Source organism: Janthinobacterium amylolyticum, assembly GCF_051380655.1.
Lineage (GTDB): Bacteria > Pseudomonadota > Gammaproteobacteria > Burkholderiales > Burkholderiaceae_D > Janthinobacterium.
The window spans coordinates 92,232-117,224 of sequence record NZ_JBNYXL010000004.1; the positions used below are offsets into that span (position 1 = coordinate 92,232).

Annotated in this window: 23 protein-coding genes; 10 read left to right on the forward strand and 13 right to left on the reverse strand. The window is 63.9% G+C overall.

Going from position 1 to position 24,993, the window contains the following annotated elements:
• The first annotated feature begins 240 nt into the window (after positions 1-240).
• Genes ACQ4WR_RS09685 through ACQ4WR_RS09695 form a run of 3 tightly spaced genes read left to right on the forward strand, consistent with a single transcriptional unit; the run spans position 241 to position 3,137 of the window.
• Positions 241-1,107 (forward strand): MurR/RpiR family transcriptional regulator, encoded by an 867-nt coding sequence (locus ACQ4WR_RS09685; protein ID WP_034757651.1) that lies wholly within the window; start codon positions 241-243, stop codon positions 1,105-1,107.
• A complete protein-coding gene (gene iolG / locus ACQ4WR_RS09690; RefSeq protein ID WP_436487318.1) occupies positions 1,100-2,086 on the forward strand; it encodes an inositol 2-dehydrogenase in 987 nt (328 codons plus the stop codon). Before ACQ4WR_RS09685 ends, iolG begins: the two co-directional genes overlap by 8 nt.
• Positions 2,087-2,114: 28 nt before the next feature.
• Complete coding sequence (locus tag ACQ4WR_RS09695; protein WP_436486894.1) at positions 2,115-3,137, forward strand: Gfo/Idh/MocA family oxidoreductase; 1,023 nt, start codon at positions 2,115-2,117, stop codon at positions 3,135-3,137.
• A gap of 15 nt (positions 3,138-3,152) precedes the next feature.
• Here ACQ4WR_RS09695 and ACQ4WR_RS09700 read toward each other — a convergent pair whose 3' ends face one another.
• The gene (locus ACQ4WR_RS09700; protein ID WP_102293999.1) at positions 3,153-3,500 is read right to left on the reverse strand and encodes a helix-turn-helix domain-containing transcriptional regulator; all 348 of its coding nucleotides are present in this window, start codon (positions 3,498-3,500) and stop codon (positions 3,153-3,155) included.
• Entirely contained in the window at positions 3,497-3,835 is a 339-nt protein-coding gene (locus ACQ4WR_RS09705; protein ID WP_374755236.1) for a type II toxin-antitoxin system RelE/ParE family toxin, read from the reverse strand. Before ACQ4WR_RS09705 ends, ACQ4WR_RS09700 begins: the two co-directional genes overlap by 4 nt.
• A gap of 245 nt (positions 3,836-4,080) precedes the next feature.
• On the opposite strand from ACQ4WR_RS09705, the gene ACQ4WR_RS09710 reads away from it, so the two are divergent.
• Positions 4,081-5,298 carry a hypothetical protein gene (locus ACQ4WR_RS09710; protein ID WP_436486897.1) on the forward strand — a complete coding sequence of 406 codons (1,218 nt, stop codon included), beginning with the start codon at positions 4,081-4,083 and terminating at the stop codon, positions 5,296-5,298.
• Between the two features lie 2 nt (positions 5,299-5,300).
• Here the strand turns inward: ACQ4WR_RS09710 and ACQ4WR_RS09715 are convergent, their stop codons facing one another.
• Entirely contained in the window at positions 5,301-6,668 is a 1,368-nt protein-coding gene (locus ACQ4WR_RS09715) for an MFS transporter (protein WP_436486899.1), read from the reverse strand.
• A 121-nt stretch (positions 6,669-6,789) separates the two neighbouring features.
• On the opposite strand from ACQ4WR_RS09715, the gene ACQ4WR_RS09720 reads away from it, so the two are divergent.
• The 3 genes from ACQ4WR_RS09720 (at position 6,790) to ACQ4WR_RS09730 (ending at position 10,300) form a co-directional block, all read left to right on the forward strand.
• Positions 6,790-7,434, forward strand: coding sequence for a TetR/AcrR family transcriptional regulator (locus ACQ4WR_RS09720; protein ID WP_436486901.1), 645 nt, complete (start codon positions 6,790-6,792; stop codon positions 7,432-7,434).
• Between the two features lie 89 nt (positions 7,435-7,523).
• A complete protein-coding gene (locus ACQ4WR_RS09725) occupies positions 7,524-8,561 on the forward strand; it encodes a ParB/Srx family N-terminal domain-containing protein (RefSeq protein WP_436486903.1) in 1,038 nt (345 codons plus the stop codon).
• 80 nt (positions 8,562-8,641) lie between these two features.
• Positions 8,642-10,300 carry a ParB-like protein gene (locus ACQ4WR_RS09730; RefSeq protein ID WP_436486905.1) on the forward strand — a complete coding sequence of 553 codons (1,659 nt, stop codon included), beginning with the start codon at positions 8,642-8,644 and terminating at the stop codon, positions 10,298-10,300.
• A gap of 66 nt (positions 10,301-10,366) precedes the next feature.
• On the opposite strand, the gene ACQ4WR_RS09735 is transcribed toward ACQ4WR_RS09730, so the two are convergent.
• The 5 genes from ACQ4WR_RS09735 to ACQ4WR_RS09755 form a co-directional block, all read right to left on the reverse strand.
• A complete protein-coding gene (locus tag ACQ4WR_RS09735) occupies positions 10,367-11,476 on the reverse strand; it encodes an ABC transporter ATP-binding protein (protein WP_102293994.1) in 1,110 nt (369 codons plus the stop codon).
• A 9-nt stretch (positions 11,477-11,485) separates the two neighbouring features.
• Positions 11,486-12,355, reverse strand: a complete 870-nt coding sequence (locus ACQ4WR_RS09740; RefSeq protein ID WP_436486907.1) for a carbohydrate ABC transporter permease — start codon at positions 12,353-12,355, stop codon at positions 11,486-11,488.
• Positions 12,352-13,236, reverse strand: coding sequence for a carbohydrate ABC transporter permease (locus ACQ4WR_RS09745; RefSeq protein ID WP_102293992.1), 885 nt, complete (start codon positions 13,234-13,236; stop codon positions 12,352-12,354). The genes ACQ4WR_RS09740 and ACQ4WR_RS09745 overlap by 4 nt, the downstream gene beginning before the upstream one ends.
• A 138-nt stretch (positions 13,237-13,374) precedes the next feature.
• Complete coding sequence (locus ACQ4WR_RS09750; RefSeq protein ID WP_102293991.1) at positions 13,375-14,628, reverse strand: ABC transporter substrate-binding protein; 1,254 nt, start codon at positions 14,626-14,628, stop codon at positions 13,375-13,377.
• A 369-nt stretch (positions 14,629-14,997) separates the two neighbouring features.
• The gene (locus ACQ4WR_RS09755) at positions 14,998-16,296 is read right to left on the reverse strand and encodes a maltoporin (protein ID WP_436486909.1); all 1,299 of its coding nucleotides are present in this window, start codon (positions 16,294-16,296) and stop codon (positions 14,998-15,000) included.
• A gap of 345 nt (positions 16,297-16,641) precedes the next feature.
• Between ACQ4WR_RS09755 and ACQ4WR_RS09760 the strand changes: the two genes are divergently transcribed.
• Both ACQ4WR_RS09760 and ACQ4WR_RS09765 read left to right on the forward strand, forming a co-directional pair.
• Positions 16,642-18,555 (forward strand): glucokinase, encoded by a 1,914-nt coding sequence (locus ACQ4WR_RS09760; RefSeq protein ID WP_436486911.1) that lies wholly within the window; start codon positions 16,642-16,644, stop codon positions 18,553-18,555.
• The gene (locus ACQ4WR_RS09765) at positions 18,539-19,633 is read left to right on the forward strand and encodes a LacI family DNA-binding transcriptional regulator (protein ID WP_102294066.1); all 1,095 of its coding nucleotides are present in this window, start codon (positions 18,539-18,541) and stop codon (positions 19,631-19,633) included. The genes ACQ4WR_RS09760 and ACQ4WR_RS09765 overlap by 17 nt, the downstream gene beginning before the upstream one ends.
• Before the next feature lie 15 nt (positions 19,634-19,648).
• Here ACQ4WR_RS09765 and ACQ4WR_RS09770 read toward each other — a convergent pair whose 3' ends face one another.
• The 5 genes from ACQ4WR_RS09770 to ACQ4WR_RS09790 form a co-directional block, all read right to left on the reverse strand.
• Positions 19,649-20,101 (reverse strand): hemerythrin domain-containing protein, encoded by a 453-nt coding sequence (locus ACQ4WR_RS09770; RefSeq protein ID WP_436487320.1) that lies wholly within the window; start codon positions 20,099-20,101, stop codon positions 19,649-19,651.
• A 286-nt stretch (positions 20,102-20,387) separates the two neighbouring features.
• Positions 20,388-21,308, reverse strand: a complete 921-nt coding sequence (locus tag ACQ4WR_RS09775) for a carbohydrate kinase family protein (protein ID WP_436486913.1) — start codon at positions 21,306-21,308, stop codon at positions 20,388-20,390.
• On the reverse strand, positions 21,305-22,519 hold the full coding sequence (locus tag ACQ4WR_RS09780; RefSeq protein ID WP_436486915.1) for an AGE family epimerase/isomerase: 1,215 nt from the start codon (positions 22,517-22,519) through the stop codon (positions 21,305-21,307). Before ACQ4WR_RS09780 ends, ACQ4WR_RS09775 begins: the two co-directional genes overlap by 4 nt.
• Before the next feature lie 66 nt (positions 22,520-22,585).
• Positions 22,586-23,593: a tetratricopeptide repeat protein gene (locus ACQ4WR_RS09785; RefSeq protein ID WP_436486917.1), complete on the reverse strand. Its 1,008-nt coding sequence runs from the start codon at positions 23,591-23,593 to the stop codon at positions 22,586-22,588.
• Positions 23,590-24,432, reverse strand: a complete 843-nt coding sequence (locus ACQ4WR_RS09790) for a tetratricopeptide repeat protein (RefSeq protein ID WP_436486919.1) — start codon at positions 24,430-24,432, stop codon at positions 23,590-23,592. The genes ACQ4WR_RS09785 and ACQ4WR_RS09790 overlap by 4 nt, the downstream gene beginning before the upstream one ends.
• 134 nt (positions 24,433-24,566) lie before the next feature.
• On the opposite strand from ACQ4WR_RS09790, the gene ACQ4WR_RS09795 reads away from it, so the two are divergent.
• Complete coding sequence (locus ACQ4WR_RS09795; protein ID WP_102294070.1) at positions 24,567-24,959, forward strand: DUF1090 domain-containing protein; 393 nt, start codon at positions 24,567-24,569, stop codon at positions 24,957-24,959.
• Positions 24,960-24,993 lie beyond the last annotated feature (34 nt).

Consider the following 24,993-nt stretch of genomic DNA (forward strand, 5'->3'; position numbering starts at 1 on the left):
CCTAGACGGATTAATTTTTATAGTTGCGAGCTTTTATGAAGGGTGTCACCGGCTTGCCATTGCGGCATGCAAACCGATGCACTGCGCACAGCTTAGGCCACAAAAAAGACAAATGCAATAAAATTTTCAAATTAAATTTAAATAGAAATTCGTTTCTATTTTCGGATTTCCCTCCTATAATTCTCGCCAGAACCAGCCGTGCCGATGGCACGGCCCAGCAAGCAGACCAAGGAAAAAATCATGGCAGCCACCGCCCCCATCGAACAATTGATGCAGCACATTGCCGCCGAGTACGACAACCTGTCGCGCCAGTTGAAAGTCATCGCCCAGTACATCGAGAAGCACCGGGCCAGCCTGATGCTCGAACGCATCAGCGATATCGCCGCCGCCTGCGACGTGCAGCCGTCGGCCATCGTGCGCTTCGCGCAGCGCTTCGGCTATACGGGCTTTAGCGAAATGCAGGATGTGTTCCGCCAGGCTTATACGGACCAGGCCGGCGCCACGCCCGACTACCAGCAGCGCATCCGCAAGCTCATTTCCACGCGCGATGCGGCGCTCAGCGCGGGCGACCTGACGCGCGAATTCGTCGGCGCCAGCCGCGCCGGCCTCGATGACCTGGCGGCAGGCCTCGATGACGCGCAGCTGGAAGCGGCCGTCAACCTGCTGCTGAAAGCGGAAAACATCTATGTGATCGGCGTGCGCCGGTCCTTCCCGATCGCCTCCTACATCGCCTATGCGCTCGAGCATACGGACAAGCGCGTGCACCTGATCAGCGGACTGGGCGGCATGCACCGCGAACAGATGCGCAGCGTGCGCGAACGCGATGTGGCGATCGCCATCAGTTTCTCGCCTTACGGCAAGGAAACCCAGCAGTGCATCAAGGCGGCGCAGGACAAGGGCGCCAAGGTCCTGGTGATTACCGACAGCAAGCTGGCCCCGCTCGCGCGGGCCGCCGACGCGCTGCTCACCGTCACCGAGGGCAGCGCCTTCGCCTTCCGCTCGCTGACCAGCACCATCTGCCTGTGCCAGGCGCTGTTCATCGCGCTGGCCTACAAACTAGAGCTCGACATCGAAGAAATCCACACCCCAGGAGAACATGATGATTGAAGTAGCGTTGTTCGGCGCCGGACGTATCGGCAAAATCCATGCGGCCAATCTGGCCGCGCAACCCGGCGTGCAGTTCAAGTACGTGGTCGACGTCAACCAGGAAGCGGCGGCCGCCTTGGCCGGCTTGCACGGCGGCAGCAGCGCCACGGTGGAAACGGCATTGGCCGATCCGGCCATCAAGGCCGTCGTCATCGCCTCCAGCACGGACACGCACGCGGACCTGATCCTGCGTTCGGCCGCCGCCGGCAAGGCCATCTTTTGCGAAAAGCCCGTCGACCTGACGATAGACCGGGCGCGCGCCTGCGCCGCCGCCGTCAAGGAAGCCAAGGTGCTGTGCATGCTGGGTTTCCAGCGCCGCTACGACCCCACTTTCAATGCCGTCAAGACACGCATTGAAGCGGGCGAGATCGGCACGCCGGAATTGCTGGTCGTCACCAGCCGCGACCCGGGCCCGCCGCCCGTCAGCTACATCAAGGTCTCGGGCGGCATTTTCAAGGATATGCTGATCCACGATTTCGACATCTTCCGCTGGATACTCGACGATGAAGCCGTCAGCGTGCATGCGACGGGCAGCTGCCTCGTCGATCCGGCCATCGGCGAGGCGGGCGACCTGGACACGGCCGTCGTCACCATCCGCACGGCGAAGGGACGCTTGTGCCAGATCAATGCCTCGCGCCGCGCCGCCTACGGCTACGACCAGCGCTTCGAGGTGCTGGGCAGCGCCGGCATGCTGCAAGCGGGCAACCACAAACCGACGGAAGTGACGGCCTATGGCGCCATCAACGTCAGCGTGGACAAGCCGGAAGATTTTTTCCTGGAACGCTACCGCGTGGCCTACGCGCAGGAAATGGCGCATTTCTTTGACGCCCTCAGCCACGGCACGCCGCTGCGCACCACCGTGCACGATGGCTTGAAGGCACTGGAATTGGCCGAGGCGGCCACCCTGTCGTGGCGCGAACAGCGCGTGATCACTTTATAAACCAATAATAAAAATATCTGGAGACACCATGTCATCCCCAACATTAAACGTCGGCATCGTCGGCCTGGGCCGGCTGGGCCAGCGCCACGCCATCAACCTGGCGCAGCGCGTGCCAAACGCGCAGGTGGTCGCCGCCTGCAGTCCCGTGCAGGCCGAACTGGACTGGGCCGCCAGCCAGCTCGGCATCACCACCGGCTATGCCGACTACGACGCCCTGCTGGCCCATCCGGGCCTGGACGCCGTCTTCCTCGTCACCCCCACCTCGCTGCATGCGGACCAGATCATCGCCGCCCTGCGCGCCGGCAAGCATGTGTTTTGCGAGAAACCGCTGTCGCTGGACCTGGCCGACTGCCTGAAGGTGGAAGCGGAAGCGGCGCGCCACCCACGGCTGACGGTCATGATCGGCTTCGTGCGGCGCTTCGACGCCAGCTACCATGACGCGCAGCAAAAGATCGCCCAAGGACTCATCGGCAAGCCCTACCTGGTGCGTTCGCAAACCTGCGACCAGAACGATCCCAGCGGCGCCTTCATGCGCTTCGCCCCCACCAGCGGCGGCATCTTTCTCGATTGCAGCGTGCACGATATCGACCTGGCGCGCTGGCTGCTGGGCAACCCCGTGCCCAAGCGCGTGTATGCGAGCGGCACCAACGCCATCCACACGGGCTTGCAGGCGTTCGGCGACGTCGACAATGGCCTGGCAACCGTCGAGTTCAGCGATGGCAGCATGGCCAGTTTCATGGCGTCGCGCACCATGGCGCATGGCCATGAAACCCTGACGGAAGTATTCGGCACGGGTGGCCGCCTGGCCGTGGGCAGCAATCCGCGCCTGAACCGGGTGGAAATTTCAGATGCGCATGGCGTGCGCAATGAATGCACGCCAGACTTCTATGCCCGCTTCGCCGACGCCTTTCTGATCGAGGCGCAGGAGTTCACGGATGCGGCACTGGGACATCGCAGCTTGTCACTGACCTTGCACGATGCCACCGAAGCGACACGCATCGGCCTGGCCATGACGCAAGCCATGCGCGAGGGGAGGCCGGTGGAATTCTAGCCGCCGGCAAACCGCTCAGGCAGCCGGTGCAGGAAATGGACGTTCGGGCTGCCTGGGTTCCACCGCCAGGCGCAAGCCCATGGCGTCGAGGATGGCCGTCAAGGTGGCGAGCGATGGATTGCCGTCGGGCGACAGGGTACGGTACAGCTGGGTAGGATTGAGCCTGGCCGCCCGCGCCACGGCGGGCACGCCGCCAAAGGCACGCGTCAGCTGGCGCAGCACGGCCAGCAGTTCGCCATGCTCGCCATCGGCGAGGATGTTGTTGATGAGTTCCAGGGCGAAGGCGGGATCGTCGCGGTACAGCTCAGCCATCGCATCGTCATGCGAGCGGTCGCTCGGTGGTTTGCCGGGTACCTCTTTCATGTCCTCTCTCCTTCCAGTCGTGCCAGCAGGCACAGGCGTATTCGATATCTTTCGGCTGCGTGCGCTTGTCGCCACGCGCTTGCGCCGCCGCATAACAATAAAATGATCTGTTCACCGGCAATGGCATAGTAGATACGGTACCCGGCCCCCACGTCGATGCGCAACTCCCACACGCCATCGTGACAAAATTTGTGGTCGCCGAAATTGCCGGGGATCATACGCAACACGCGGCGCACGATGGCCACCCGGGCTGTATTGTCGCGCTGGCGTTTCAGCCATTCCGTATATAAATCCCTGCCCGATGACGTCAGGTAGTGCCGGATCTCGTACATCATATTCGTCCATAAACGAAGAAAGATCAAGGGGGGGGGGGGGGAAACACGCAGATACGCAAAAAAAGAAAACCCCGCCATCTTGCTGCCAAACCCGCTCGCGCAGGCCGTGAATGCCGGGTTCACTGAGCTATATCAAGATGCGTTTCCCCAGTTACTGTAACGAAATGATGTGGCGCGTACACGCCTCACGCCTGTGCCAATGCGCTATACAATAAGCGCCTGCCAACCGTGAGAACCCTGCCGCCATGACGCCTGACGATAGCAACCCTCCCCTCCTCGCCGACGTGGCCGAACGCTACGTCAAGCTGGTCCTGGCCATGGGCCTGCACGATGCCGCATATGTGGATGCGTATTACGGCCCGCCCGCCTGGCAGCAGGAAGCGCTAGACCAGCAAGCCAGCCTGAGCGGCATCCAGGCAGCCACGAACGAGACGCTGGCACTGCTGGCGGACGAACACTGCCTGCGCGCCGTCAACCTGCGCAAGCAGTTGCAGGCCGTGCTGGCCAAGGCGGAGATGCTGCAGGGAATGCGCCTGGATTTCGATACGGAAAGCGCGCGCCTGTACGACGCCGTTTCGCCCCATCACAGCCGTGCTTACTACGAAGCACTGGTGGCGCAGATCGACACCCTGCTGCCGGGCGACGGCTCGGTCAGCGACCGGGTCAACGCCTTCCGCGCGCAATTCGTCATTCCCGCAGACAAGCTGCGCGCCGTCATGGACGCGGCCATTCGCGCCGGCCGCGAACGCACCTTGCAGTACATCGCCTTGCCTGTGGAAGAAGATTTCGTGCTGGAATTTGTCAGCGACAAGCCGTGGAGCGGCTACAACTGGTACAAGGGCAACTACCAGAGCGTGATCCAGATCAATACGGACTTGCCCGTGTATATCGACCGCGCCGTCGATCTCGGTTGCCACGAAGCCTATCCGGGCCACCACGTGTATAACGTGCTGCTGGAGCGCGACCTGGTGCGCGCCAAGGGCTGGATGGAATACTGCATTTATCCGCTGTACTCGCCGCAATCCCTGATCGCCGAAGGCACGGCCAATTACGGCATCGAACTGAGCTTCACGGATGCCGAGCGGCTCGACTTCGAACAGCGGGTGCTGTACCCGCTGGCCGGCCTCGACCCGGCGCTGGCGCCCCGCTACACGCAGCTGAACCACCTGCTGGCCAAGCTCAGCTATGCGGACAACGACATCGCGCGCCAGTACCTGGAAGGCAGCCTGACGCGCGAGGAAGCGCTGGAATGGCTGGTCAACGTGCGCCTGTACCCGGCCGAAAAATCCGCGCAGCGGCTGCAGTTCTACGACGCCATGGGCGCGTATGTCATCAATTACAACCTGGGACAGGACATGGCGAAAGCCTATGTGGAACGCCAGGGCACGACGCGCGCCGAGCACTGGGCCGCGTTCCGCGACCTGATGTCCTCGCCCCGCGTGCCCAGCGGTTTGCGCGACTAGGATTATTTCGACGGCAGCCAGTACAGCGGCAAGGCCACCGCCAGGCATGCCAGTCCCGCCAGCAGCATGGCCAGCTGGAAGCCGGCGGCCAGTGCGGCAACGTGTCCCGCCCGCTCCAGCATGGCGGCGGCACGCATGCTCATCACGCTGCCCAGCACGGCCACGCCCAGGGTCATGCCCGCCTGCCGCAGGGCATTCATGATGGCCGACGCCATGGCACCGCGCTCGCTGCCCACGCTGGCCATGGCCAGCAAGCCGGTGGCCGGCACAGCCAGTCCCATGGCCACGCCCAGCAAGCCGAACAGGGTGCCGACGATGGCATACGGCGTGTGCGGCGCCAGCGTTGCCGTGGCCAGCAGCACCAGTCCCGCCAGCAGGTAGCCGCCCAGCATCAGGCGGCGCAAAGGCACGTGGCGGCTGAGACGCCCAAAACCCAGTGAAACGATGCCCATGGCAGCGAACTGCGGCAGCATGCGCCAGCCGCTGGCGCCCGCCGCCCAGCCCTGGATTTGCTGCAGGTACAGCGAGAAAAAGAACAGGCTGCTGTAGCCGGCAAAGCCCAGCACCAGCGAGGCCAGGTTGACCAGTGCAAAGCTTCGCTCGCGAAACAGCTGCAACGGCAACAAGGGGCGCGGCGCGCGTGCTTCGACGGCAAGGAAGGCGAGAAAGGCCAGCAGGGCCACTGCCAATGGCGGCCAGGCAGGCGCATCGCTTGAACCCAGCGCGATCAAGCCATACGTGAGCGCGCCCAGCCAGACGATGCTGAGTACCTGTCCGGCCCGGTCCAGCGCCGCCTCTTCACGGTAGCGGCGCTCCGTGATGCCCCAGGCGCCCAGCGACATGGCCAGCAAACCCAGCGGCAAATTGATCAGGAAGATGCTCTGCCATCCCGTGCTCTCCAGCAGCATGCCGCCCAGCAACGGCCCCAGAATCAGCGCCAGCGCGCTGAAGGCCGACCAGCCGCCGATCACATGCGCCCGTTCGCGCGGATCGGGAAAGGCGTGGCTGAGTATTGGCATGGCGCCTGGAATCAGCAAAGCGCCCGCCACGCCCTGCACGGCGCGCCCCGCCAGCAGCAGCGGCAGGCTGGCGGCCAGCGCGCACAGCAGCGAACCGGCGGTAAACAAGGCGACGCCCAGCAGCCAGATGCGCTTGTGCCCATGCCGGTCGCCCAGCGGCCCGGCCGACAGCATGCAGGCCGACAGGCATAGCGCATACGCATTGACCACCCACTGCAAGCCGGCCATGTCCGTCGCCAGCGCCGTCTGCAATGTGGGCAGGGCAACGTTGACGATGCTGATGTCGAGCGACGCGAGAAAAGTGCCCAGGTAGGCGGCGGCCACCAGGGCCGTGCGGCGATAACGATGCATGGAGTCGCTCCCATTGTTGATGTCCTCGCATCTTACATATTGACTGACCGTCAGTCAATTTAAGGTCAAGCGTGTGCGCGCTGTGCTTGGGCGGGGCCGGTGCTTCATTTATACTGGCTGCATGACTATTTCTCCTCCTGCCATGCCCGTCCCTGTCTGCGCCGTGCCGGCGCCCGCCCGCCCCCGCACCAAGCCGGCCGAAGTGCGCCTCGATGAATTGATGGCTGCCGCCGAGCGGCTGTTCCTGGACAAGGGCGTGGAAGCGACCACCGTCAGCGACATCACCGCCCTGGCGGGTGTGGCAAAAGGCACCTTCTACCATTATTTTCCGTCCAAGCACGAAATGCTGGCGGCGCTGGCCACCCGCTACACCAGCCACTTCCTGGCCAGCCTGGAAGCGTCTGTCGACCGTTGCCTGCCGCACGACTGGGAAGGCCGGCTGCGCGCCTGGGTACAGGCCAATGTCGCCACCTATCTGCGCACTTGGCGGCTGCACGACATCGTCTACACGAGCCACCGGCGCAGCGTCGGCACCGAAGCGGAGGACAACCCCGACAAGAATGCCATCCTGGTCCATCTGGGGGCCATCCTGGCGGGCGGCGCGGCGGCGGGCGCATGGCCGTTGCCGCAGCCGCGCCTGGCCGCCCTGATGATTTATTCCGCCGTGCATGGCGTGACGGACGACGCCATCGCGGCGCAGCTGCAGGATAGCAGCGCCTTTGCCGCTGACGTGGCCGACGCATGCCTGCGCATGCTGGGGCGCTAACGACAGGCAGCATGACTTGCTCCCGGCCTGCGCGGCATCAAACGCCACCGGGTGGGGCTGTTCATACTATGGTTTTGGAGACGATGGCAATGCACGGCTTTTTCTTCCGTATCCCGGCCCTGCCGCTGGCCCTGGCCTGCGGCGCGGCAATCCTGCCGCCGGCGCTGGCGCGCGATGCCGCCACCTTGTCCGCCCTGAACGCACGCCAGCAGGCCCTGATGGCCACCGTGGTGGGTAGCGCCGCCCACCCGCGCATCCTGCAAGTGAGCCTGGCGGAGCTGCACCCGACCCAGCCGGCCGTCGGCTACGACCAGGTGTACTACAAGCTGGGGCGCTATGCGGCCGAAGACAAGCACATCGCCGACGTCGCCAAGCCGAAAAAATTCGCCGACTTGTGCGAAGCCAATGGCCAGGGCGACGTCTTGCCCGGCACGGCCAATGTCGCCGGTGCCACGCTCAGTGCCCCGCCAGCCAGCTACCGCTGCAAGGCGGCCGTGGGCAGCCGCCCGGACGACATGAAAACCGTCGTCATCGGCCCGCGTGGCATCGTGTACCTGACCGATGGCCACCACACGTTTTCCACCTTCCGCGATGCCGATGGCGGGCGCAACGCGCAACTGAAAGTGTGGGTCAAGGTCAGCGACAATTTCAGCGCGCTCGATGACGCCGCCTTCTGGGCGCGCATGCGCGCGGAAAACAAGGTGTGGCTGAAAAACGGCCGCAACGCGCCCATCACGCCGCGGCAGCTGCCCTCGGCCGTCGGTCTGGCCGCGCTGGGCGATGATCCGTACCGCTCGCTCGTCTACTTCACGCGCGGGGTCGGCTACGCGCCGCCCGAACACGCCACGGAATTCCTCGAATTCTATTGGGCCGACTGGCTACGCGGCAAGCCCGCGCCTGACCTGGCGAAGATCGACCTGCTTGACCCGGCCGCGTATGTCAACGCCATCCTGCTGGCCGCCCAGGCGATGGTGGCGCTCCAGCCCGATGCGATGGTCAGCAACGGCAAGCGCGCCCGCGAACTGGGCGCGCTGCAGGACATCGACCGCGAGGCGCTCGACGAACTGACCGAAGACAAGGGCAAGCTGGACTACGCCATCAATTACCGCAAGTCGCTGCGGCGCTGACGGCGCCTGGGCGTGTCATCATCCTGACACATGCGCCCGCTAGCATGTCGGCACTTTTCAGCCGACATCACGGGACAGACATGCTCAAGAACAGCAACACCCTGCGCAGCCGCAGCAGCCGCAGCACACTCTCGATTGCCATCGCCATCGCACTGGGCGCCAGCCTGGCCGCCTGTGGTGGCGGCGACACGCCGGCAAGCGAGAATGCAGCGGTCGGCCCGGCCCGCATCGTCAGCGTCGTGGCCGCCACGGGCAAGGCCGTCGCCGGCAGTGTCATCGATGTGTACGATGCCAGCAAGACCAAGGTCGGCTCCAGCGCGGCGGACGCCAGCGGCAAGGTCAACATCGCCATCAGCGCGGGCGCCAAGGCTCCGTTCCTGATTACCACCACTACCGCCAGCGGCGAGGTGCTGTACGCCGTCTCGCTGCAGGAAAAAAGCGTCAACCTGACGCCGCTCACTTCCGTCATCGCCGTGCAGCTGCTGGGCAACACGCCGGCCAGCGCCACCGCCGCCAGCCTGGCCGCCATCGATGCTGCCAGGCTGCAAGCGGCGCAAACGCAGCTGGGCACGGCTCTCGCGGCGCCCATGCAAACCCTGGGCATGGCAGCCAACTACGACTTTGTCAATGGCGCGCTGACGCCAGACAGCAAAGACCCGGCCGACGTGCTGCTGGACAACCTGCAAGTGAAGCAAAGCGGCAGTGATATCGACATCGTCAATGCCAGCGGCGGCATCGTCGCGCAAATCGTCAATGGCGGTGTGCCGCTGGCCACCGGCAAGAGCGTGCTGGAAACCCCGCCCGTGCTCAGCGCGCGCCAGCAACTCCTCGCCGCCACGGCCGCCGGCACCGATGCGGCGCCCGTCTTCCTGCAAGTGTCGCTCGACGAACTGCATCCCACCCAGCCGGCCGTCGGCTACGACCAGATTTACTACAAGCTGGGCCGCTACGGCGCGGAAGACCTGGTCATGGCCAAGACCAACAAGCCAAAGAAATTCGCCGAGCTGTGCGAAACCAATGGCCAGGACGACGTGGTCACCAAAACGGCCAACGTGGCCGGCGCCACCCTGAGCAATCCACCCGCCACCTTCCAGTGCAAGTCCGCCGTGGGTACCAAGCCGGGCGACATGAAGACCGTCGTCATCGGCCCGAACGGCACCCTGTACCTGACGGATGGCCACCACACGTTTTCCGCCTTCCGGGATGCCGACAAGGGGCAGAACCATCAATTGAAAGTCTGGGTCAAGGTGACGGACAATTTCAGCAAGCTCAATGAATACGATTTCTGGGCGCAGATGAAGAAGGCCAGCAAGGTCTGGCTGAAAGATGGCAGCAACAAGGCGATCGCCACCAGCCAGCTGCCGGCGTCCATCGGCCTCGCCTCCCTGGGCAACGACCCGTACCGCGCGCTCGTCTACTTCACGCGCGACGCCGGCTACGTGGTGCCGTCAAGCTCCACGGAATTCCTGGAATTTTACTGGGCCGACTGGCTGCGCAAGCAGGCCACGGTCGACCTGAGCAAGACGGATACGCGCGATGCGGCCAGCTACATGGCCACCATCAGGACGGCATCGCTGGCGATGGCGGGCCTGAAAGCGGCCGACATCGTCAGCGGCGGCGTCACGGCGCAAACGCTGGGCTGGACGGGCACCTTCAGCCAGGCCGCCCTGGACGACCTGGTGACGCCGACCGGCAAGCTGACTTACGCCATCGCGTATAAAAAGTCGCTGGCCAAATAAGCGCCGCGCAAACGACAACGGCCCGCCTGTCAACTGACAGGCGGGCCGTTTTTTATGCACCGGCGCTTACGCGATGCGTTCGCCGTTGGCCGGATCAAACATGGCCGCCTTCGACAGGTTGAACGACAGCTGCATGGTCTGCCCTGGCAGTACGGCTTCGCGCGGGTGCGTGCGGCAGGTGACGGCGGCGCCGTTCAGGCGCGTCGTCAGCAGGGTGTCCGGACCGGTCGGCTCGACCAGGTCGATCAGACAGCCCAGTTCCTGGCCCACGTCGCCGTGCGCGCTGCTCATGTCCGTGATCTGTTCCGGACGCACGCCCAGGATCACGTCGCGGCCCGCATAGCTGCGCAGCTTGTCGGCGGCGAATGGCAGGGACAGGCGCAGGCTCTTGCCCGCGTTCTCGATGGCGACAGACACCTCGTTGCCTTCGATGACAGGCTTGACGGTGATGAAGTTCATCGACGGCGAGCCGATGAAGCCGGCCACGAACAGGTTGGCGGGATTGTCGTAGATTTCCTGCGGCGTGCCCAGTTGCTGCACTACGCCATCCTTCATGACGGCGATCAGGTCGCCCATGGTCATCGCCTCGATCTGGTCATGCGTGACATAGACGATGGTCGCTTTCAGGCGCTGGTGCAGCAGCTTGATCTCGGCGCGCATTTCCACGCGCAGCTTGGCGTCCAGGTTCGACAGCGGTTCGTCGAACAGGAACAGCGACGGCTTGCGCGAGATGGCGCGGCCCATGGCCACGCGCTGGCGCTGGCCACCGGACAGCTGCGCCGGACGGCGGTCGAGCAAGTGCGTGATCTGCAGGGTTTCGGCGACGCGGGCGACGATTTCTTCCTGCTCCGCCTTCGGCACTTTTTTCACGTTCAAGCCGAAGGCGATGTTTTCGCGCACCGTCATCGACGGATACAGCGCGTAGGACTGGAACACCATGGCGATGTCGCGGTCTTTCGGCGGCAGGTCGTTGACGACCTTGCCATCGATGAGGATTTCGCCGGAAGTGACGCTCTCCAGGCCTGCCACCATGTTGAGCAGGGTCGATTTGCCGGAGCCGGAGCCGCCGACGAGGATCAGGAACTGGCCATCCTTGATGTCGATGTCGATGCCTTTCAGGACTTCGACGCCATTCGTGTACACCTTGCGGATGCTGCGTATCGATAAACTGGACATATTCTTTCCTTAACCTTTGACTGCGCCTGCGGTCAGGCCGCGCACAAAATAACGGCCTGCGACCAGATAGACCAGCAGGGTCGGCAGCGCGGCAATCACCGCGGCGGCCATGTTGACGTTGTATTCCTTCACGCCCGTGGACGTGTTGACCAGGTTGTTCAAGCCCACCGTGATCGGCTGCGAATCGCCGCTGGCGAACACGATCCCGAACAGGAAGTCGTTCCAGATCTGCGTGAATTGCCAGATGATGCAGACGACGAAAATCGGACCCGAAATCGGCAGCACGATCTTGCGGAAGATCAGGAAGAAGCCGGCGCCGTCGATACGCGCCGCCTTGATCAGCTCTTCCGGCACGCCGATGTAGTAGTTACGGAAGAACAGAGTCGTGAAAGCCGTGCCGTACACCACGTGGACGAAGACCAGGCCGGTGGTGGTGTTGGCCAGGCCGAATTCGCCCAGCAAACGCGCCATTGGCAGGATCACCACCTGGAACGGGATGAAGCAGCCCACCAGCAAGGCGGCGAACAGCGCTTCGGAGCCGCGGAAACGCCAGTGCGCGAACACATAGCCGTTGAAGGCGCCCAGGAAGGTCGAGATCAGCACGGCGGGAATCACCATCTTGATCGAGTTCCAGAAGAACGGCTGCATGCCGTCGCAGGTGACGCCGGTACAGGCCGACGACCAGGCCTTGGACCAGGAATCGAACTGCCACACGTGCGGCAGTGCCAGCAGGTTGCCGCTGCGGATCTCGTCGAGCGACTTGAACGACGTCGACAGGGTCACGTACAGCGGTACGATGTAATACACCGCGAACAGAATCAGCAGCAGGTATAAAACCACCCGTCCGAGGGTGAGGCGGTTGTTGCGTGTGTGTGTCATCTCATCGCCTTTGCGCTGCGCGTTTCCAGGTACATCAGCGGCACGAGCACGGCCACGATGGTGGCCAGCATCATCATTGCCGATGCCGAGCCCAGGCCCAGCTGGCCGCGGGTGAAGGAAAACTGGTACATGAAGATGGCCGGCACGGACGACGAGTTGCCAGGTCCGCCAGCCGTCAGTGCGATGACCAGGTCGAAGCTCTTGATGGCGATATGCGCAAGGATCAGCAGCACGCTGAAGAACACGGGCCGCATGGCGGGAATCACGATGCGCCAGTAGATCGTCGGCAGGGACGCGCCGTCGACTTGCGCCGCCTTGATGATTTCATCATCGATGCCGCGCAGGCCGGCCAGGAACAGGGCCATGACGAAGCCCGACGATTGCCATACGCCGGCGATCACCACCGTGTAGATGGCCATGTCGGAATTGACCAGCCAGTCGAAGGTAAACGAGGTCCAGCCCCAGTCATGCATGACTTTTTCCAGCCCCAGGCTGGGATTGAGCATCCATTTCCAGGCCGTGCCGGTGACGATAAAGGACAGCGCCATCGGATACAGGTAGATGGCGCGCAGCGCGCCTTCGGCGCGGATTTTCTGGTCCAGCAGGATCGCCAGGAACAGGCCGATGGCGATGCTGCAACCGATGAACAGGACACCGAAGATGCCGAGGTTCTTGAGCGAGGTCCACCAGCGCTCATTGTCGAACAGCTCGACGTATTGCACCAGGCCGGCGAACTCGTAGTTCGGCATCAGCCGCGATTCGGTCAGCGAGAGCCAACCGGTCAAAAAGATAAAACCATAGACGAAGATCAGGCTGGCGATGAGCGTGGGGCCCAGTACCATCTGTGGTATCCATCGGTCGAAATGCTTGCGTAAGGACATAGGACAGCCGTAGAAGTAGAACGGTGAGTGGCGCCGGCGTAACCGGCGACCGCCAAGCTGCAGCAAGGCGCCGCGCTGGCGCGCGCAGGGGAAGCTGCGACAGTTTCCCCTGCGCGCGCCAGCGGGCGCCCGTGCCGATTACTTCACTTTTGCCGCTTTGGCCAGTTCGGCAACCGCGTCTTTCGAGCTCATGTTGGTGTTCATGAACTTGGCGACGACGTCAAACACGGCGCCTTGCGTGGCCGATGGCAGCGCCATGCCGTGCGCGAACGATGGCAGCAGGCCGCCCGTCTTGTTGGTGGCGTCCATGTCTTCCATCGATTTCAGGGCGCAAGCGTCGAACTTGTCCTTCGATACGCCGGAACGCACAGGGATGGAACCCTTGTTCAGGTTAAAGATCGACTGGAACTTCGGATTCATGATGGCGTTGGCCAGGGCGATCTGCCCTTTCTTCGCATTCGCATCCTTTTGCGTGAACATGGCAAACGAATCGATGTTGAAGGTGTAGGCTTTTTCCGTGCCTGGCGCGGCGACGCACAGGTAATCCTTGCCCGGCACTTTGCCGGCGGCCGTGAATTCGCCCTTGGCCCAGTCACCCATGAACTGGAAGCCGGCCTTGTTGTTGATGACCATGGCGGTCGCCAAATTCCAGTCGCGGCCGGCAGCATCCTTGTCGATGTAGGTCTTGACCTTGCCCAGGGTGTCGAACACCTTGATCATGGTCGGACCGGTCAATTCCTTCTGGTCCAGCTTGAGGATGGCTTTCTTGTAGAACTCCGTGCCGCCCACGCCCAGCGCGACGGATTCAAACACGGTGGCGTCCTGCCATGGCTGGCCGCCGTGGGCGATCGCGATGCCGCCCGATTTCTTGATCTTCTCGGCCGCTTCGAAGAAGGCAGGCCAGGTCGTTGGCGTGGTCGTCACGCCGGCTTTTTTCAGCACTTCCGGGTTGACCCACATCCAGTTGACGCGGTGGACGTTGACTGGCGCGGCAACGTAGTGGCCCTTGTATTTCATGATGTCGGCGACGACTTTCGGCAGCACGGCATCCCATTTGCCTGGAATGGCGGCATCATCGATATTCGCCAGCACGCCTTCCGCGCCCCACTCCTGGATCGACGGGCCCTTGATCTGGGCGGCCGTTGGCGGATTGCCGGAAATGACGCGGGTCTTCAGTGCGGTCGCGGCGTTTTCGCCAGCGCCACCAGCCACGGCGAAGTCTTTCCAGCCAAAGCCGCTTTCTTTCACAATTTGCTGCAACTGGCCCACGGACTTGGCTTCGCCGCCGGACGTCCAGTAGTGCAGCACTTCCACGTCGGTCGCGAATGCGCTGCCGGCGAATGCCAGGGTGGTCAATGCGGCCAGTTGGGTAATCTTGAATTTCAGTTTCATCTCCACATTCCTTTTTTGATCAAGCTTTTAGGGGGCTTCGGCATACGGGGGCCGAAAAAGGTGAAATCTGCGCCTGTACCGGCGCTCTTGTGCTCAGACCCGCTTGCGAACGGGCATCATCTTGGTATAAAGACGGCGCCGTGATCCATGACATGACTACATTGCATTTATATCACGGGACGGCGCCAAAAACGCATCCGCGAAGGATGCGCCAGGTTGATCTGCACTTGGCAACATCAACACCGGACAAAACCGTCGCGAGCGGCAGCGGTGGGTGGCCGCCAGAGCAACCGTACTGGACAAGGGGGTACCCAGTCGGTGCGCATGGCCGGCCGCACACATGGCGCGCGACAGTTCAAGTCCCTGTGTTTAGAACCAGGTTTCTACTTGGAAACCATACGACGTGCCGCTGGTATTGTTGTTGTAGATCGGGCCGCCGTTGTTCGACGCATTGACCGAAGCGGTGGCCGCATCGTTCCATTTGCCGTACGTCACGAAAGCGCGCAGTTCTGGACGCGACCACAGGCCAGGGCCGGCCGAGATCGTCGGCGCGATGGTCAGCTTGGTCAGGCGCTTGGCCGGCAGGCCGCCCGCTTGCGTCACGCGGTCCGTACCCAGCTCGCCCACCAGCTTGAAGTTGTTGGTGAACGCGTACACAGGACGCACGCCGACCGAGGTCCAGGTCGAGGAACCGGTGGCGTTCGACTCGTCTTTTTGCCACAGGGCGACAAATTCCATGCCGAAGTTTTCCATCGGCTGGATCGCCATGTCATTGAAGACGCGCGTGCGCTTGCGGTCCGAACCGAAGGCCGTGTTGCCCGAAGCACCGAACTGGCCGTTGCCGTCGCCGCCGACACCTGGGCCGACGCCGTACTGCACGCCGAAGGTGTTGCCGCCGCCAAAGACCTTGCCTTGACGGTGGAAGGCCGACAGTTGCCAGCCGTTATGTTTCGGGCCGTAGATATCGGTGTCCTTGCCTTCTGCCGTGATGATGGTGGCGGCCAGGTCCAGGGTACCGTTGGTGTTGACGGGAATTTCGCCGTAGATGAAGTTCTGGCGCACGGCCGAACGGGTGCCAAGGATGGCGCCCGTGTTCGGATCGCGGGCATTGATGTCGTTATCCTTGAAGAAGGCATACGAGAATTTACCCGGGCCGACAGGAATGCGGTCCAGGCCGGCACCGGTACCATTCATGTTGATGTATTGCAGATCCAGCATGTGGATGTCGGGACGGTAGTAGAAACGTTTACCGACCCAGGCCGTGCCGCCGCCCAGGAAATCGAGTCCCTGTGCTTCGACGTAGGCTTTGACGATGCCCAGCTTGTTGTCGCCGAAATCGGAGTTCGGTGCGTAGGCATTGACCCAGATGGTGGCCAGGTAGTTCACGCCGCCGGACTTGGCGATGGATTTGGTGTAGCCGAATTCCGTGTAGGCGTCGCACTCATTGCCCAGACGGTATTTCATGGTGTTGCCGCCCAGGCCGAAGCAGCCTTGCGAACCGCCGTCGCCGGAGGTATTGCTGCCGGCGCCGGCGCGCAGGTAGCCGTGGAAGCCTTCGGCGTCGGAGGGGTACATCGGGTCGGCAATAGCGGAACCGCTGGCGATGGCCAAGACGATGGCAGCTGGCAGTGTCTTCAACACGGCCTTCAACATGGTGCGATGCAGCATGGTAAGTCTCCTCAGTAATTTGTTTTTATCTAGTCATTCGTGGCCGAATGTACTGGCCAGAATTCTTTCCAGCAGAGACATAGTAACTATACTACGAACAAATATCAACATATTATGTTGTAATCCTACGACTACTCTGCGACACTTTATTTGCACCCGCATTTGCCGTTTTATCGCAGCGTTTTTTAACCCGCATCCGCGGTTTCTGCGGCCGCAGGCAAGCATTTGAAAGGCGGCCCCGCATTTTTCGGCACGCGGGACGTATACGAATTAAAATCCTTGGTTTTTGCCCATAACGACAGTGCGCCGCCACGACAGCGCACGCAGACGAGACTAAGCAGCGCCATGAAAATTGATGAAAAAATGGAAGTAGCAGGCAGCGATCCGGCGGAACGCTTCAGCGACGGGCCGCGCCTGCTGGCCGACATCGGCGGCACCAATGCCCGTTTCGTGCTCGAGACCCGCCAGGGCCACCTGGAAGCCGTGGCCGTGCTGCCCTGCGACGACTACGCTTCGCTGCTCGACGCCATCACCGCCTATATGGATAGCGCCGAAGCGCGCGCCGCCGGTTCGGCGCGCGTGCGCCATGCGGCCATCGCCATCGCCAACCCCATCGACGACGACAATATCCGCATGATGAACCACCACTGGTTCTTCTCGATCGAGGCGATGCGCGCAGCGCTGGGCCTCGACACCCTGCTGGTGGTAAACGACTTCACGGCGCTGGCCATGGCCCTGCCCTATCTGCGGCCCGACCAGCGCCTGCAGATCGGCGGCGGCATGGCGCGCGCCGACAGCGTCATCGGCTTGCTCGGCTCGGGCACGGGCCTGGGCGTGTCCGGCATGATCCCGGCCGAAGACCGCTGGATCGCGCTGGGCAGCGAAGGCGGCCATGTCAGCTTCGCACCGTGCGACCAGCGCGAGATGGACGTGCTGTCCTTCGCCTGGCGCGAACTGTCGCACGTCTCGGCCGAACGCCTCGCTTCGGGACGGGGCCTGGAACTGATCTTCCGCGCCCTGTCCGAGCGCGCCGGCCAGCCCGACGCCCTGCCCCTGCTGGCGGCGGAAATCACCAGCCGCGCCCTGAACAACGAATGCGACGTCTGCCTCGAGGCGGTGGACTGCTTCTGCGCCATCCTCGGCTCCATCGCCGGCAACGTCGCCATGACCCTGGGCGCGCTGGGCGGCATCTATATCGGCGGCGGCATCGTGCCGCGCCTGGGCCCCCTGTTCGAGCAGTCGCAGTTCCGCGCGCGTTTCGAGCAGAAGGGCCGCCTGAACGAATACCTGGCACAGATTCCCACCTTTCTGATCACGGCCGAACTGCCGACATTCCTTGGCATCGCCGCCATCCTGGCGCAAAAACTCAAGCGCGCGCATTCCGGCGCGCCCGTGCTCGAATCCGTGCGCCAGGCGCGCGGGCGCATGAGCCCATCCGAATGCAAGGTGGCCGACTGGGTGCTGAAGGAACCGAACGCCATGCTGACCCTGCCGATCGCGGAAATCGCCCAGCGGGTCGGCGTGAGCCAGCCCACGGTGATGCGCTTTTGCCGCTCGATCGGCGTGCAGGGCCTGGCCGATTTCAAGCTCAAGCTGGCTTCCGGCCTGACGGGCGGCGCCATCACGGTGGCGCACTGCCACGTGGAGATATCGGATTCCGACGCGGAGCTGGCGCGCAAGGTGCTGGGCAATAACGCCTCGGCCGCGCTGGCCCTGCGCGACATGCTCGACGTGAAAGCGCTGACGGCCGCCATCGAGCTGCTGCGCGGCGCGCAGCGCGTGGAACTGCTGGCCGTGGGCAGCGCCCGCGTGGTGGCCGACGACATGCAGCACAAGCTGCTCAACCTGGGCATCGTCAGCAGCTTCTTTGCCGACCAGCAGGCACAGGAAATGAGCGCCGCCATGCTCAAACCAGGCGACGTGGCGCTGGTCATTTCCCGTTCCGGCGCCCTGCCCGAGCTGCTGCGCACCGTCAAGGTGGCGCAGGGCTGCGGCGCGCGCGTGCTGGCGATCACGGCCAGTGGCTCGCCGCTGGCCAAGCTGGCCGACGTGCTGCTGACCCTGAACCATCCGGAAGGCAACCTCAATTTCGTGCCCATGATCGTGCGCCTGCTGCAGCTGATGATGCTCGATATCCTGTCGGTGGGACTGGCGCGGCGCGACACGGCGCAGCGCACCAGCCCCGCCGAACTGGACGAAGGCCAGTTGCACGGCATGCGCATCAGCGGCAAGCTGAAATTCGGTGGCCACCTCGAATAAGGCGGCGCCAGGCGCGCCCGCCACCATCGACAGCAGCAGCGGCGCCACCGTGCACGACGTGGCGCGCGTGGCCGGCGTGTCGGCCATGACAGTGTCGCGCGTGATCAACGGGCGCGCCAGCGTCAGCGCCGCCACGCGCGGCAAGGTCGAGGCGGCGATCGCCAGCCTGCACTACCAGCCAAACCTGGCGGCCAGGGCGGCGCGCACGGGCACCCTGCGCATCGGCCTGTTGTACAGCAACCCCAGCGCGGCCTTCCTCAGCGAATTCCTCGTCGGCGCCATGGACCAGTGCCGCCAGGGCGGCGGCCAGCTGCTGCTGGAACGCTGCGGCGACCTGGCCAGCCAGCGCGCCGCTATCGACTGCCTGGTGGCGGCCGGCGTGGACGGCATCCTCGTGCCGCCGCCCCTGTGCGACTCGCCGCAGGTGCTGGCGCAACTGAATCAGATGGGCATCCCCGCCATCGCCGTGGCCACGGCGCGGCCTTCGCCCGACGTGTCGGCCGTGCGCATCGACGACTACGAAGGCGCGCTGGCCATGACGCGCCACCTGATCGCCCTGGGCCACCGCGACATCGGCTTCATCGAAGGCGATCCGGAGCACACGCCCGCCCTGCTGCGCCGCCAGGCCTTCGAAGACGCCATGCGCGAGGCGGGCTTGCCCGTGCCGCCGCAGCGCGTGGCGCAAGGCTATTTTACTTACCGCTCGGGCCTCGACGCGGCACGCCAGCTGCTGGCCGCCGATCCGCGCCCCAGCGCCATCTTCGCCAGCAATGACGACATGGCGGCCGCCACCCTGGCCGTGGCGCATGGCATGGGTTTGCAGGTACCGCAGGATATCAGCGTGTGCGGCTTCGACGACACACCCGTCGCCACCACCGTGTGGCCGGAACTGAGCACCATCCACCAGCCCATCGCCGACATGGCGCGCGCCGCCGTCACCCTGGTGATCGACGAGATCCGCCAGCGCCGCGCGGGAGAAACGGCGCCCGCCACGCACCATCTGATGGCATTTACCCTGATGGCACGGGCCTCGTCGGGGCCATGGGGGCCAGCGGGCCAGCTGCAAGTCAGCCCATAAGCAGGCGGCCAGCGTTTACGCCTGCATGTCGGGCAGCTCGATTTCAGCCTTGCGCGCCGCGATCTGGCTGCTCAGGGCCTGCAAGTCGAGCTGCGCCTCGCGCGCTCTCGGAAAAATGTCTCCTTCCTCCTCCGAGACATGGTGTTCGATCTGTTCGGACAAGACCTTGACCTTGGCATCGTACAAGTCTTCGCCGGGCGCCATGGCAACGATTTGCGCGATCAATTCCTTCGCTGAAGCGTGTTCAACAATCGCTTCGTCGATCAGGTCTTCATTCTGGCGGCTGGCGTCGCGCACGGCAGGATAGAAAAGCTCCTCTTCCACCATCGCATGCTTGCTCAGTTCCTGGCAGATTTTCAAGGCCAGCTTGCGCTTGCTGACCAGTGAGCGGTCGCTGAGGGTGTCGTACTGGTCGAACAGCTCCCTGACGGTCTGATGATCCTGCGTCAGCAGTTCGATCGCGTCCATGTCGGGCATGCCAGCTTGTGTTGAGGAAACGGAAGCTGCCTGATGAGATTGGGTGGCCATGATGTTTTCTCCAGTTGTGCGAATGTGAACGTCAATGAGGTTCCCATTCTAGGCAGCGCCACGGGGCACACGTGTAGGAGTCTTGCTGATAACAAGGTAGGCCAAACGGGAGAGTTTGCGTCTTTCGACACAGATCAAGCCAGGCTTGAAAACCTTTTGCATTGCGCAAAAGATGTGCGCGGTACGCCAGGCGCTTTCCGGCCTGGCGCACTGCGCGGTGGCTGTGTTAGTGCAGCACGGTGCGCGCGGCCAGCGACTCCACCAGTTCCACGGATGGCGGGGAGCCACCGGCGGCCAGGCAGGCGCCTGCCCCGGCAGCGACGGCGAAGCGCAGGTGCTCGCCATAGTCCGCGTCAGGCCGGTACATCAGGCTGTACAGCAAACCACCGATGCTGGCGTCGCCCGCGCCCACGGAATCGACCACCTCGATCTGCGGCGGCGCCGCCTGCCATACCTGCTCGCCCTGGTACAGGGCCGCGCCCTGCGCGCCGCAGGTGTACAGATAGGTCGCCTGCGGGTTCCAGCCGCGCAGCGTGGCGAACGCGGCATTGACATCGCCGTGGCGGAACAGGCCCGCCAGGTCTTCATCGGACACCTTGACCACGTCGGCCAGCTGCGTCATGCGCTGCAGGGTGGCGTCGTAGCGTTCATCCATCATGACGCGGAAGTTCGGGTCATAGCTGATCTTCACGCCGGCCGCCTTGAGCTGCTGCGCCAGCGCCACCAGCTTGCCCGCCAGCGGTTCGCGCGCCAGGCTGATGCCGCCGAAATGCACCCACTGCGCCCCCTGCATCCAGCCGGCCGGCAGCTGCGCCGCGTCGAAATGCAGGTCGGCGCTGTCGTCGCCGATGAAGTAATACGTGGGCGGATGCAGTTCATGCACGATGGCCAGCAGCGGCGACTTCGCATAGCGCTGCAGGAAGCGCATGTCCAGGCCCGCCACGTCCGTCGCCCGTGCCAGCGCGTCGCCGAAGACATCGAGGCTGACACCGCCCGCAAAGGCGCTGGGCACGCCCAGGCGCGCCATCACGCGCGCCACGTTCCAGGTCGAGCCGCCCACCTGGCTGCTCCACTGGTCGCCGCCCGTGCGCAGCATGTCCGTCAGCGCTTCGCCGGCTGAAACAAAGGCAGGGAAAGCGGCGCTCATGCGGCACCGCCAATCACGTTCAGCACTTCGTAGCAGGCGCCCATGGTGTGATAGTCGGTCTTGCCGGCCGGGCTTTTCTCCTGGCTGATTTTTTGGTTCTCGGGCGTCAGGATGCGGTACCAGGCGCCATGTTCATGGTCGACGAAGTGGCGCCAGCTGTAATCCCAGATCTTGTCATAGCTGTGCCAGTAGGCCGCGTCGCCCGTGCGCGCGGCCAGCACGGCGGCCGCCGCGAAGCTTTCCGCCTGCACCCAGAAGTATTTGTCGCCATCGCAGATTTCATCGTGCGGGCCGAAACCATAGTGGATGCCGCCATGCGTGCCATCCCAGGCCTTGGCCAGGGCCGTGTCATACAATTGACGCGCGCGCGGCAGCAGCCAGTCCGACGGACCGGCCATGAACCTGGCGTGGCGCTCCATGATCAGCAGCAGCTTGGCCCATTCCGTGAAATGGCCGGGCTGGTAGCCCCACGGGCGAAAGATATTGCTCTTGTCGTGCAGGTTGTAGTCCCAGTCGATAGCCCAGTCAGGCTTGTAATGCTCCCAGATCATGCCGTCCGCCAGGCCCGCCTGGCGCACCGTGATGTTGTGCGCCAAGGTTTCTGCGCGGTGCAGGTAGCGCGCCTCGCCCGTCGCCTCGAACGCGGCCAGCATGGCTTCGCACGCATGCATGTTGGCGTTCTGGCCCCGGTAGCCATCCAGAACAGACCAGTCGGCGCTGGCCACATCCGCGTACAGGCCATGTTCGGGCAGCCAGAAGCGCTGCTCCATCAATTCGAACGTTTCGTCCAGATACGCGCGCGCTTCCGGCAAGCCTGCCTGCAGGGCATGCGCATACGCCAGCAGCACGAAGGCCAGGCCGTAGCAGTGGTTGGCGCCGTCTTCGACCGTCCTGACGCCATCTTTCCACGACAATTGCCAGGCATAGCCGCCCGTGGCCGGGTCGCGGTGCGCGTCGCGCAAAAAGGCCACGCCGTGGCGCACGGCCGCCAGATAATCGTCGCCGCCGAAGCGGCGGTACGCCATGGCGTAATTGAAGACGAAACGCGTGCTGCTGACCAGGTGGCGCGTGCTGGCGTCATACACCGTGCCATCGTCGAGGAAGAAGTGATAAAAGCCGCCGCTCGGGTCGATGGCGCGCGGATGATAGAAGCGCATGGTGTGCTGGATGTGCGCTTCGAGCATGTCCTGGGAACGGAAATCGGGATTCATGAAAGTCTCAATATTGTTATCGATAACAATGATGATAGCATGCCGCTTTCGCGCCGTCTCGGACTATCAGGGGGCTGGCGCCATGTGCAGCTTTTCGCGCCATTGCGCCGCGCGCATGGGACTGGCCTGCTGCCCCAGTTCGCCGTTTTCAAACACTTGCACCAGCCGCTGTATCGCCTCTTCGTCCCCCTGTCTGGCGGCCAGCAGATACAGCTCGAACGGCTTGGGTGCCGGACCTTGATGGGTGGAACCGCCCCGGCCCTGCTCCAGCAGGCGGGCAAAGCCCGTCTGGCCCGGCGGACTTTTCGCGATGGCCGCCAGCTCATACCAGAACAGCGACGCCGCGTCGTCCTGCGGCGCGCCCTGCCCCACTTCGAATGCATAGGCGACATTGTTCAAGCCGGACGGATCGAGCACCTTGGCCGCCTTCATGTACCAGCCGAACGCTTCCTTGCGCTGCGCGTCATCCTTGGCCGTCATCATCAGGCGATAGCCGATTTCATTGTAGGCGGGGACAAAGCCGTTTTCGGCATAGAACTTCAGCCAGTGCAGCGCGTGCGCCTGCTCTTCCGGGCTGCTGTGGATGTTTTCAAAGTGCTGGGCCACCGTGAAGTTGGCCAGTTCCACGCCCTGTGCGGCACCTTTGCGCGACCAGTATTCGCCCAGCTTGCGGTCGACCGGCATGCCCTGTCCCAAGGTATAGGCGACGCCCAGGAAAGCCTGCGCCGGAGCATAGCCGCCTTCTGCCGATTTGCGCATCCACGCCAGGCCGGCGTCAAGGTCGCGCGGCGTGCCCTCGCCCTCGTGCAGCATCTGCGCCAGCTCCAGCTGCGCGGCACTGTCTCCTGCTTGCGCCGCCAACCGCGCCTTGTCGAAGGCCGCGACCTTCGCCGGCGACAGGTCGGCCGGGCGGTTGACCACGGCCTGCACCTTGGCGCGCATGGCATCCTGGCCGGACATGTCGAATTCCACCAGCGCCGGATGCTGGCGCGGTGCCTTGCCGGGCGCCTGCTGCGCCAGCACGGGCTGCGCCAGCGCCAGATTCAGACTCAATACAAACAGCATGATCTTCATTGTTTTTCCTTCCCGGCCAGTTCTGCGCGCCACTCGGCGGCTTCTTCGGCATTCGCCTGTTGTCCCAGCTCGCCCTTGACGTACACATCGACCATGCGCCGCATGGCAGGCACGTCGCCGCTCCACCCCGCCCGTTCGTACCAGACCAAAGCCAGCCTGTCGGACGGCGCCACGCCCAGGCCCAGTTCGTGCGCGCGGGCCAGGTTGCGCATGCCGGCCGGCTCCTTTTCACGCGCCGATCGGTAAAACCAGTGGAAAGCCTCGCCGCGCTCCTGCTCATCAAGGGCGGCGCGCATCAGGTGCTCGCCCAGCGCATTGTAGGCGGGCACGAAGTGCTGCTCGTTCGCCGCCGCCTTCAGCCATGTGATGGCCTGCGCCTGCTCTTCGGCACTGCTGCGGCCATCGATGAATTCCAGCGCCAGGATGGTTTGCGCCTCCGCGTTGCCCTGCGCTGCGCCCTTGCGCAGCCAATATTCGCCCTGCACGCGGTCGACAGGCACCTTGCCGCCCAGGGTGTAGGCCACCCCCATGGCCGACTGCGCCGGCGCATAGCCGTTGTCGGCCGACTTGCGTATCCAGGCCATCGACTGCGCCGTATCTTGCGGCGCGCCGACGCCCAGCTGCAGCATGCGCGCCAGTTCCAGCTGCGCCTCGGCGTCCCCCGTTTCCGCCAGCCGCCGCGTCTCGGCAAATTCGGCGATACTTTCCGGGCTGCTGGACGACGCCTCCGCCCTGGCCTGGATGGCGAGCAGCTGCAGGTCGAGCAAGGTGGACGGAGTTTGCGCCAAGGCGGGCAGCGGCAGGAGAAAGGGCAGCAGACAGAGTAATTGCTTGGACATGCGACAGTGTCGGAAAGAGGAAAACACGCATGGTAGCCGATGCCGCGCCCGGCAGGCGCGCACTGCACGGGAAGTTTGACAGGGCACCCCGGCGGGCTTACATTGCACGGAGCCACCACTGACACAGGAATACCATGAATCATCTATCGAAAACCGCCCTCACCTTGCTCGTTGCCTTCGCCGCAAGCGGAGCGGCCAGCGCCGCCGACACCCAATTGACGGGCTGCGCCGCCAAGCGCGAAAGCATCCGCAGCGAATTGCGCCAGGCGCAGGAACAGGGCCTGAGCGACAAGGTTGCGGGCCTGACGCGCGCGCTTGACGAAGTCAATGCCCACTGCCGCGACAGCAGCCTGGTCGAGCGCCACAACAAGAAGATCGTCAAGGCGCAGGCCAAGGTAAACCAGACGGAGCGTTCGCTGCGCCTGGCCCAGGAAGCAAACAAAGAGCCGAAGAAGATCGCCAAGCTGGAAGGCAAGCTGGAAAAAGCCAAGGCGGAACTGGCGGCCCTGCAGGCGCAGCAGCCCTGACACCTGAACAAACCTGCTGCACGCCGCGCCGTGC